The following is a 9,417-nucleotide window of genomic DNA, read 5'->3' on the forward strand; positions in this document are numbered from 1 at the left end:
CTGACAGGTCTGGGCGGCTGAAGGTCCGCTACGAAAAACACCTGGGTCCCCGCTTTCGCGGGGATGAGCGGATATTTAAGCGATTGAATCTTCTCAGGTTGAATTGGGTTCAGAACCTAGAAGGGTGCGCCGCCCTGCTGCTTCCAGAGGCCGGCGGCCAGGGCGGCGACCATCAGCAGCCCCACCCAGGTATTGCTCTTGAACAGGGCCAGCGCCCCCGCCCCATCGGCGATATCGAGCCTGGCGGCCTGCCGTGACAGCAGCACGGCGACGATGGCGGCGAGCGGCAGGAACAATGGCCCCAGGGCGCCCAGCCAGGCGGCGCAGACCAACAGCACGAAGCTGGCGACATAGAAGATCAGCACCCCGCGCGGGGCCTGCTCGCCCAGCCGCCGGGCCGAGGATTTCACCCCGACCAGGGCGTCGTCCTCCAGGTCCTGCACGGCGTAGATGGTGTCGTAGCCAAGGGTCCAGAAGATGAGGCCGGCATAGAGCAGCACGGCGGGCCAGGGACTGAGGGCGATGGCTTCGTTCCCCGGCAGGCCCAGGGCGTAGTCGAACGGCGAGCGCCCGCCGGTGGCCGCCGCATAGCCCAGCGGCGCGCCCCAGTTGAAGGTCAGGCCCAGCCAGGCCTGCGGCCACCAGGTGATCCGTTTCATGAACGGATAGGCCGCCACCAGTCCCAGCGACAGCACCCCCAGCAGCACGGCCCACAGGTTCAGGCTGAGCAGGATGATCAGGCCGCCCAGGCTGCACAGCACGATGGCCAGCCAGGCCTGTTTGACGCTGATCTCCCCCGCCGGGATCGGCCGCCGGGCGGTCCGCTCGACCTGGGCGTCGATGTCCCGGTCGACGATGTCGTTGTAGGCGCAGCCGGCTGACCGCATCAGGGTCGCGCCGATCAGGATCAGGATCAGCAGGACGGGGTCGGGATATTTCCCGACCGCCGCGTCGGCCAGGGCTACGCCCATCCAGCCCGGCAGCATCAGCAGCCAGATGCCCGTCGGCCGGTCGAACCGGCCCAGCTTCAGCCAGGGGACCAGCGCGGCGGGCGCATAGCGGTCGACCCAGTTGTCGGGCACGGCGTCGGGCAGGTGAGTTGGGGTCATCGCGGCCAGTCTACAGCCTGGGGCCGCCTGTCAGAAGTCCACCCGCTGGGTCACCGCCCCGTCGCAGATCAGGTTGACCCCGGTGATGTAGCTGGCCCGGGGGCTGGCCAGGAAGACGGCGGCGTTGGCGATCTCCTCCGGCGCGCCCAGCCGGCCCAGCGGGCTGCGGGCCAGGGTGGCGGCGAAGCGGTCGGGCATGGTCTTCTCGATCATGTCCCAGACCCCGCCCTCGAAATAGATCGGGCCCGGGGCGACCACGTTGGCGCGGATGTTCTTCGGCGCCAGGTCGCGGGCCAGGTTCTTGACGTAGGGCAGCAACGCCGCCTTGACCGCGCTGTAGGGCCGGCGCGGGCCGGTGACCTCGATGGCCGAAATGGTGCCGATCACCACGATGGAGCCGCCGGGACCCAGCAGGCCGGCGGCCGCCTCGCAGCCCTCGACGGTGCGCAGGATGTCGACTTCGACGGCGGTCTTCCAGGCGTCCGGCGTGTTGGCCAGGCCCATGGCCCCGCTGACGTTGGAGACGAAGATATCGACCCCGCCCAACGCTTCGGCAGCGCTGGCGACGAAACCGGCCACCGCGCCCTCGGCCGAGACATCGACCACCTCGCCATGCGCCTTGACCCCCTTGGCCTCGATGGCCTTGACCGCCGCGGCGACCTGCTCGGCGTTGCGGGCGCAGAAGGCGACGTCGCAGCCCTCGTCGGCCAGCAGATCGACGATAGCCCGGCCAATGCCGCGCGTGCCGCCGGTGACGATGGCCTTGCGGCCCTTGAGGTTCAGATCCATGTGGCGCTCCCGTTTTCCCCCAGGATGACGGCCCGGGCCTGTCTCCGAAAGGCCTCGCCTGACGGAATTTGCCACCAGCCTCTCCCAAAGACCGGCGTTCGGGCCTATCTGCACGCCCAGGTCTTTCCATGAGCGATATCGACGAAGACGAGGACGGGAACCGGCGACGGGTTCTGTCCAACGGCCAGGTCATGGCCTTTATCGCCGGCTTCTGGCTGCGGCGACCCTTGCTGCTGCTCGGCGCGGTGGGCGGCATGCTGGTCGCCGTGCTGTTCGACCTGATGCTGCCGACCGCCTCCGGGCGGCTGATCGATACGCTCACGGCGACCACCCGCGACACCGCCAAAGCCTGGTGGGCGTGGGCCGCGTTTCTCGGCGTCTATGTCGGCTTCACCATCACCCGCAACATCGGCTTCCGCTTCTGGAACCCGTTGGCCGCCCGCAACATGCAGGAGATGTCCGACGAGGGCTTCAAGCGCGTGCAGGCCTTCTCGGCCGACTGGCATGCCGACACCTTCGCCGGGGCCACGGTTCGACGGCTGTCGCGGGCCATGTGGGGCTATGACAGCGTCTCGGACGCGGTGGTGCTGTGGCTGGGCCCGGCGCTGATCGTGCTGTTCGGGCTGTCGCTGCAGATGATGTTCAAGTGGCCGCTGATCGGCCTGCTGGCCATGACCGTGGTCGCCGGCTTCCTGATCCTCAACCTGTGGGTCGTGAAGGTCTATGTGCGGCCGGCCAACCTGCGCTCCAACGCCCTGGACAGCCGCATCGGCGGGGCCCTGGCCGACGCCATCACCGCCAACCCCACGGTCAAGGCCTTCGGGGCCGAGCCGCGCGAGGAGGCGCGCTTCGCCGGGGTGACCGCCGCCTGGTCCAAGGCGGTGCAGGTGACCTGGGGCCGGTTCATGGACATCTGGCTGGCCCAGAACATCCTGATGGTGCTGCTGCTGGCCGGGATGACCGGCATGGTCGTCGACCTGTGGAGCCACGGCCGGGCCAGCACGGGCGACGTCGTCTACGCCATCACCGCCTTCCTGCAGATGAGCGGCTACCTGCGCAACATCGGCGAGAACGTCCGCATGATGCAGAAGGGCATCGACGATGTCGAAGACGTCGCCGGCTACGCCCGCATGGCCCCGCAGGTGGCCGATGTTCCGGACGCGGGCGTACTGGCCAGCGAACTGGGCGAGATCGTCTTCGACCACGTCACCTTCCGCTACAAGTCCGCCGCCGAGCCGCTCTACGAGGACTTCAGCCTGACCCTGGCGCCGGGCGAGCGGGTGGCGCTGGTCGGGGCGACGGGGGCGGGGAAGTCGACCTTCGTCAAGCTGATCCAGCGGCTCTATGACCTGGACGCCGGGCGCATCCTCATCGACGGCCAGGACATCGCCAAGGTCAGCCAGCAGTCCCTGCGCCGGGCCATCGCCCTGGTGCCGCAGGACCCGGCCCTGTTCCACCGCTCGATCGCCGAGAACATCGCCTATGCCCGCCCCGGCGCCACCGAGGAAGAGGTGCGGCTGGCCGCCCGCCGGGCCCGGGCCGAGGGCTTCATCGACCGCCTGCCGCTGGGCTACGACACCCTGGTTGGGGAGCGCGGCGTCAAGCTGTCGGGCGGCGAGCGCCAGCGGGTGGCCATTGCCCGCGCCTTCCTGGCCGACGCCCCCATCCTGGTCTTCGACGAGGCGACCAGCTCGCTCGACGTCGAGACGGAGCGCGCCGTGCAGGCGGCCATGGAAGAACTGATGGCCGGCCGCACCACCATCGTCATCGCCCACCGCCTGTCGACCATCCGCGGCGCCGACCGCATCCTGGTCTTCGAGAACGGCCGCATCGTCGAGGAGGGCCGTCACGGCGACCTGCGCAAGAAGGGCGGGCTGTATGCGCGGCTGGCGGCGATGACGGAGGGGACAGCCTGACGCCAACCCACCACCCCTCCGTCATGGCCGGCCGAAGTGCCGGCCACCCATAAACACCAGAAGACGGAATTGCTCTTAGTCGGAAAGACCGCGCCTCTTTCGGTGTCGCTCGTGTGTATGGGTGGCCGGGACAAGAGCCCGGCCATGACGGATGGAAAGGTGAGGAGACGGCCTAACCTAACCGCGCCGTAACTTGGCGACTCCCCCACAAGGGTCTAGCAATTCGCCCCTCAGTCGAGGGGATATCCATGCGCGGTCTGGCGAAGGTGGTGGTGGCGGGCGTTCTGGCGCTCGGCCTGGCGGGCGGGCCTCTGGCTCATGCTCAGGACAAGAAGGGCGACGACAAGGGCGCGGCCAAGAGCGACTACGACCTGACGCCCTTCCCGGCCGACGCCTCGATCAAGCAGGTGACCCACGTCGCCGGCAAGACGCTGAACTACACCGCCACGGTCGGCTCGCTGCCGGTGCGCGACGACAAGGGCAAGAAGATCGGCGAGGTGGTGTTCACCGCCTACACCCTGGACGGGCCGCGCGATCCCTATCGGCCGGTGACCTTCGCCTTCAACGGCGGGCCGGGCGCGGCCAGCGTCTATCTGAACCTGGGCGCCATCGGGCCCAAGCGCGTGCAGTTCGGCGCCGAGGGCGACAGCGCCAGCGCGCCGGTTCGCCTGGACGACAATCCCGGCACCTGGATGGACTTCTCCGACCTGGTGTTCATCGACCCCATCGGCACCGGCTTCTCCAGAGCCCTGGTCGGCGACGATGAGGCCAAGAAGGCCTTCTATTCGGTCAAGCCGGACATCGCCTATCTCTCGCGCATCGTCTTCGACTGGCTGGTCAAGAACGGCCGCATGGCCTCGCCCAAATATGTGGTCGGCGAGAGCTATGGCGGTTTCCGCGCCCCGCGCATCGCCCACTATCTGCAGACCGAGCTGGGGGTGGGGGTCAACGGGGTGGTGATGGTCTCGCCCTTCCTGGACGCCAAGGCCGAGGCCGACGGCGACTTCTCGCCCATGCCCTGGGTCATCACCCTGCCTTCGATGGCCGCCGCCAACCTGGAGAAGCAGGGCCGGCTGACCCCCGAGGCCATGGCCCCGATCGAGGCCTATGCCCGCGGCCAGTACGCCCTGGACCTGCTCAAGGGCCGCACCGATCCGGCCGCGCTGGAAGCCATGGTCCAGAAGGTGGCCGGCTATACCGGGCTGGACGTCGCCCTGGTCCGCAAGCTGGGCGGCCGGGTCGACATCGGCACCTTCCTGCGGGAGAGCCATCGCAATCAGGAAAAGATCGGCAGCGTCTACGACAGCAATGTCACCGGCTATGACCCCTTCCCCTGGTCGGCCGACCGGCAGTCGGGCGATCCGATCCTCAATTCCATCATCGCCCCGACCACCAGCGCCATGGTCGACTTCGTCACCCGCACGGTCGGCTGGAAGGTCGACGGCCGCTACAACGCCCTGTCGAACCGGGTGAACGAACTGTGGGAAGACGGCTGGTACCGCGACGCCGAGTCGGTCACCGACTTCCGCAAGGCGGTCGCCAACGATCCGAAGATGAAGGTGCTGATCGTCCACGGCTATGACGACCTTTCCTGCCCCTTCTTCACCAGCCGGCTGATCGTCGACCAGATGCCGCCGATGGGGGCGCCGGGCCGGGTGCAGCTCAAGGTCTATCCCGGCGGCCACATGTTCTACAGCCGCCCCGACAGCATGGCGGCGCTGCGGCGGGACGTGATGGCGCTCTACGGGGTGGGGTGATTTCTAGAACCCTTCCTCCTCGATGGAGGAAGGGCAGGGTTGGTGGTGAGGGCTCGGGATATGGGCGACTGGCTCGGGGTGGCGTGGTCGCCTCCCCGCGCTCTTCCGGAAACGCTGTGCCACCACCACCATCCCCGCCCTTCCTCCATCGAGGAGGAAGGGGGCTACAGCGCCTGTCTTAGCCGCTGCGCCAAATCCCCCTTTGGCATCACCACCACCTCACCCAGCCCCAGCCAGCCCGCCATCCGCTTCAGCTCCACCGCCAGCGCCCCCGGCGTCTCGCCGTCGGCCTCCGGCTCCGCGTGAGACGCCTGGACCCGCAACACGCCAGCCTGGCGGTCGGCCTTCAGGTCGACCCGGGCGGTGATGGTCTCGCCCTGCAGGAAGGGCAGGACGTAGTAGCCGTGGCTGCGCTTGTGGGCTGGGGTGTAGATTTCCAGCCGAACCTTGATGTCGAACAGGCGCTCGGCCCGGTCGCGGAACCAGATCAGGTTGTCGAACGGCGAGAGCAGGGCGTGGGCGCCGATGCGGCGGGGAATCTTGGTCTCCGGGACCAGGTAGGCTGCCCGGCCCCAGCCCTGCACCTTGACCGGGGTCAGCTCGCCGGCCTCCGCCAGCTCGGCGACGGCCTGGCGGGCCTCGGCCAGCGGGAGGCGGAAATAGTCGCGCAGGTCCGCCTCGGTCGCCACGCCCATCGCCCGGGCCGAGCGGCGGACCAGTTCGCGGATGGCGTCCGGCTCGTCCGGGGTCGGCTGGTTCAGGACGGCCTTGGGCAGGGCGCGCTCGGTGATGTCGTAGACCCGCTCGAAATTGCGCCGGGTCAGGGTGGTGATCTCGCCGGCCCAGAACAGCCATTCCAGCGCCCGCTTGCCGTCGCTCCAGGACCACCAGCCGGGCGCGCCGCGCGGGCCGGTGGCGAAGTCGCCGCCGGTGACCGGGCCGCGCTTTTCGATCTCGGCGCGGACGCCTTCGATATAGGCGGCCTTTTCGCGGCCGAACCGGGAGAGGCCCGTCCACATGTCGCCCGCGGCGGCCCGGGCCATGCGCCAGCGCAGCAGCGGCTGCAGGTCGAGCGGCAGCATCGAGGCCTCATGGCCCCAGTATTCGAACATCGACCGCTTCCTGCCCCAGGCCTCGGCCTCCAGGTCGGCGCGGTCATAGGCGCCCAGCCGCGAGAAGGCCGGCAGGTAGTGGGTGCGGGCCAGGACGTTGACCGAGTCGATCTGGATCACCTCCAGCCGATCCGCCAGCTTGCGGATATGCCGCCGGCCCGGCGCCTCATGGCGGCGTGACTCGCCAAAGCCCTGGGCGGCCAGGGCGATGCGGCGGGCCTGGTTCGCGGTGAGGTCGTAGCCCTTGCTCATGTATTTAGGCGCTCGTCGATCAAAGCCGTATCAGGTCGGTCAGGGCGTTGCGGCCAACACCGCCGGGAGCCAAGCGGATAGAGATTTGGTTGCCAGTTCGCATCGGCGAGCAACGATAGTGCCCCGGAGGTAGATCGATGAAGGTCCCGCCCCAGGCGTCGTCCGGTTCGAGCCCTCCGCCAGAGACCAGTTCGCCGGGCCCGACGAAGAGCCTGCCTGAGGGCGCATTCAGTTCGAAGGCTTCTAACCCGACGGATTCTTCAACGGTGATGTCGACGGCATAGGTTCCGTCGCACCCCAGGTTCAGGAAGAGGACATTCCCGTTGTTGACCTCCTCCAATTCCCGGGCGGGGATCGACCACCAGTCGCCTACATCGTCTTTGCGATGCGCCAGTGCAGGCACGTCGTAGATGCAGATCGTCGCCGTGTCGGTCGTGACAGTCAGGTTCCGGATCATTGATGGTCCAGCACCGGCTTGGGCCGATAGGGCGCCTCCAAGGTCTTCACCTCGGCCTCGGTCAGCTCCAGGGCGATGGCGGCCAGAGCCTCGTCCAGATGGTGCAGCTTGCTGGCCCCGACGATGGGGGCGGTGATGGCCGGATTGCGCAGAACCCAGGCCAGGGCGACCTGGGTGTTGGAGACCCCGCGCGCGGCGGCGACCTGACTGACCGCCTCGACCACGGCGTGATCGGCCTCGCGGTAATAGAGGTGGGGGCTGAACTCGTCGGTGCGCGAGCGCTCGGTCTCGCCCTCGCCCGGCCTGGCCCGGCCGCCGGCCAGGAAGCCGCGGGCCAGGGGCGACCAGGGGATGACGCCTACGCCCTCCGACAGGCAGAAGGGCAGCATCTCGCGCTCCTCCTCGCGGTAGACCAGATTGTACTGCGGCTGCATGGAGGCGAATTTGGTCCAGCCGTTCAGCTCGGCCACGCTCTGCATCCTGGCGAACTGCCAGGCGTACATCGACGAGGCGCCCAGGTAGCGGGCCTTGCCGGCCTTCACCACGTCATGCAGCGCCTCCATGGTCTCCTCGATAGGGGTGGCCGGGTCGAAGCGGTGAATCTGGTAGAGGTCGACATGGTCGGTCCCCAGATTCTTCAGCGACCGGTCGATGGCGTCGAAGATGTGCTTGCGCGACAGGCCGCCGGCGTTGGCCGCTTTCGAGTGGGGGAAGAACACCTTGGTGGCGATGACCACGTCTTCGCGTTTGGCGAACTGGGCCAGGGCCTTGCCGGTGACCACCTCGCTCTGGCCCAGGCTGTACATGTCGGCGGTGTCGAAGAAGTTGATCCCGCCCTCGATCGCCTTCCTGAAGAAGGGCAGCGAGGCTTCCTCGTCCAGCACCCAGGGCCGCCAGGTGGGCGTGCCGTAGGTCATGCAGCCCAGGACCAGTTTGGAGACCTTCAGGCCGGTCCTGCCGAGCCGCACATAGTCCATGATGACCTCCCCGCCGCGTGACAGCCGGCGTTCGCCCAAGCATATAGGGGCCCGGACTGAATAGAGAACGTATGATGGCGCAGCCGCCGATTTTGTCAGCAGAACAGGCCGACGCCGCTTTCCGCGCCCATTGCCTGGAGCGTGATTCGACCAATCTGGGCCTGCTGCGCTACCGCGACTATCAGGGCTTCCTGGTCACCGGCCAGCACAGCGGCACCCACTGGATCAAGTGGATGCTCAGCCATGCGCTCGCCCACAAGTACGACGTTCCCCCGCCGCGCTACTACAACAACGCCTCGTCCAACGACCTGATCGGCCATCCCAAGCATCCCCGGCAGTATCCGAACCTGCCGCGCATCGCCTCGACCCACACCATCCCGCCCTGTGCCTTCCAGTGGGGCTGGGTGCGGGGGATGCTGCCCCTGCCGCCCTATGTGGTGGTGGTGCGGAACATCCCGGACGTCCTGATCTCCAACTACGAGAAGTGGCGCGGGGCCCGCTACGACGTGGACTTCTCCACCTATGTGGCCGGCGATCCGACCTCCAAGGCCTATGTCTGCGACGTCTGGTGGTACGTGCACTTCCTCAACCGCTGGGGCGAGGTCGCCCGCCGCTGGCCGAATGAGACCCTGGTGCTGAAATACGAGGATTTCCGCGACGATCCGCTGACGAACCTGACCCGCATCGACCGGCAGTTCGGCCTGAACCTCGGCGAAGCCTCCCTGGCCGCCGGGATCGCCGCTGGGTCGAAGGACATTATGGCGGCGCACCAGGATCCGTCGGTCGAGGAGCGCGCTGTCCGCCCCGAGGGGCAGGGCGAGGCGGCCTTCTCGGAGGCTGACAAGGCGCTGCTGCAAGGCATCCTGGATCGCAATCTGAAGCACGACTTCGGGTATGGGTATTTCGACAAGCCCCGGGGATTCCAAGGCTAGGCCCCTTCAAATCCTCCCCCGGAGGAGACCTTTGCATAAGGGCTCGAAGCTTGATTCTCTGGTGATGTAGCCAGGGAGCTGGGGATGCACCGTTCGAGCGGTCAGGGTGATCTGGG

8 protein-coding genes are annotated in these 9,417 nt (G+C 67.9%); 3 read left to right on the forward strand and 5 right to left on the reverse strand.

All coding sequences use genetic code 11. The features are described 5' to 3' along the window. Positions 1 to 116 precede the first annotated feature (116 nt). Both ubiA and QO010_RS23710 read right to left on the reverse strand, forming a co-directional pair. Positions 117 to 1,109: a 4-hydroxybenzoate octaprenyltransferase gene (ubiA, locus tag QO010_RS23705; protein ID WP_307353218.1), complete on the reverse strand. Its 993-nt coding sequence runs from the start codon at positions 1,107 to 1,109 to the stop codon at positions 117 to 119. Between the two features lie 30 nt (positions 1,110 to 1,139). Then, complete coding sequence (locus tag QO010_RS23710) at positions 1,140 to 1,898, reverse strand: SDR family NAD(P)-dependent oxidoreductase (RefSeq protein WP_307353220.1); 759 nt, start codon at positions 1,896 to 1,898, stop codon at positions 1,140 to 1,142. 128 nt (positions 1,899 to 2,026) lie between these two features. On the opposite strand from QO010_RS23710, the gene QO010_RS23715 reads away from it, so the two are divergent. Both QO010_RS23715 and QO010_RS23720 read left to right on the forward strand, forming a co-directional pair. Further along, positions 2,027 to 3,814 carry an ABC transporter ATP-binding protein gene (locus QO010_RS23715; RefSeq protein WP_307353222.1) on the forward strand — a complete coding sequence of 596 codons (1,788 nt, stop codon included), beginning with the start codon at positions 2,027 to 2,029 and terminating at the stop codon, positions 3,812 to 3,814. 248 nt (positions 3,815 to 4,062) lie between these two features. Then, positions 4,063 to 5,571, forward strand: coding sequence for a S10 family peptidase (locus QO010_RS23720; RefSeq protein ID WP_307353223.1), 1,509 nt, complete (start codon positions 4,063 to 4,065; stop codon positions 5,569 to 5,571). 164 nt (positions 5,572 to 5,735) lie between these two features. Here the strand turns inward: QO010_RS23720 and QO010_RS23725 are convergent, their stop codons facing one another. From QO010_RS23725 to QO010_RS23735, 3 genes are read right to left on the reverse strand one after another with little or no spacing between them, the layout of a single operon-like run. Further along, positions 5,736 to 6,935 (reverse strand): winged helix-turn-helix domain-containing protein, encoded by a 1,200-nt coding sequence (locus QO010_RS23725; RefSeq protein ID WP_307353225.1) that lies wholly within the window; start codon positions 6,933 to 6,935, stop codon positions 5,736 to 5,738. A 19-nt stretch (positions 6,936 to 6,954) separates the two neighbouring features. Then, complete coding sequence (locus QO010_RS23730) at positions 6,955 to 7,392, reverse strand: DUF6386 family protein (protein WP_307353226.1); 438 nt, start codon at positions 7,390 to 7,392, stop codon at positions 6,955 to 6,957. Beyond that, positions 7,389 to 8,369 carry an aldo/keto reductase gene (locus tag QO010_RS23735; protein ID WP_307353228.1) on the reverse strand — a complete coding sequence of 327 codons (981 nt, stop codon included), beginning with the start codon at positions 8,367 to 8,369 and terminating at the stop codon, positions 7,389 to 7,391. The genes QO010_RS23730 and QO010_RS23735 overlap by 4 nt, the downstream gene beginning before the upstream one ends. A 74-nt stretch (positions 8,370 to 8,443) precedes the next feature. Here QO010_RS23735 and QO010_RS23740 point away from each other — a divergent pair, with 74 nt between their 5' ends. Continuing rightward, a complete protein-coding gene (locus QO010_RS23740; RefSeq protein ID WP_307353230.1) occupies positions 8,444 to 9,301 on the forward strand; it encodes a sulfotransferase domain-containing protein in 858 nt (285 codons plus the stop codon). Positions 9,302 to 9,417 lie beyond the last annotated feature (116 nt).

The sequence above is a fragment of the Caulobacter ginsengisoli genome, from assembly GCF_030814835.1.
Taxonomy (GTDB): domain Bacteria; phylum Pseudomonadota; class Alphaproteobacteria; order Caulobacterales; family Caulobacteraceae; genus Caulobacter; species Caulobacter ginsengisoli.

What these genes read in the sequence shown, in the direction of transcription:
- ubiA (WP_307353218.1), bottom strand. Translation starts at nt 1,109, where the DNA reads ATGACCCCAACTCACCTGCCCGACGCCGTGCCCGACAACTGGGTCGAC.
- QO010_RS23710 (WP_307353220.1), bottom strand. Translation starts at nt 1,898, where the DNA reads ATGGATCTGAACCTCAAGGGCCGCAAGGCCATCGTCACCGGCGGCACG.
- QO010_RS23715 (WP_307353222.1), top strand. Translation starts at nt 2,027, where the DNA reads ATGAGCGATATCGACGAAGACGAGGACGGGAACCGGCGACGGGTTCTG.
- QO010_RS23720 (WP_307353223.1), top strand. Translation starts at nt 4,063, where the DNA reads ATGCGCGGTCTGGCGAAGGTGGTGGTGGCGGGCGTTCTGGCGCTCGGC.
- QO010_RS23725 (WP_307353225.1), bottom strand. Translation starts at nt 6,935, where the DNA reads ATGAGCAAGGGCTACGACCTCACCGCGAACCAGGCCCGCCGCATCGCC.
- QO010_RS23730 (WP_307353226.1), bottom strand. Translation starts at nt 7,392, where the DNA reads ATGATCCGGAACCTGACTGTCACGACCGACACGGCGACGATCTGCATC.
- QO010_RS23735 (WP_307353228.1), bottom strand. Translation starts at nt 8,369, where the DNA reads ATGGACTATGTGCGGCTCGGCAGGACCGGCCTGAAGGTCTCCAAACTG.
- QO010_RS23740 (WP_307353230.1), top strand. Translation starts at nt 8,444, where the DNA reads ATGGCGCAGCCGCCGATTTTGTCAGCAGAACAGGCCGACGCCGCTTTC.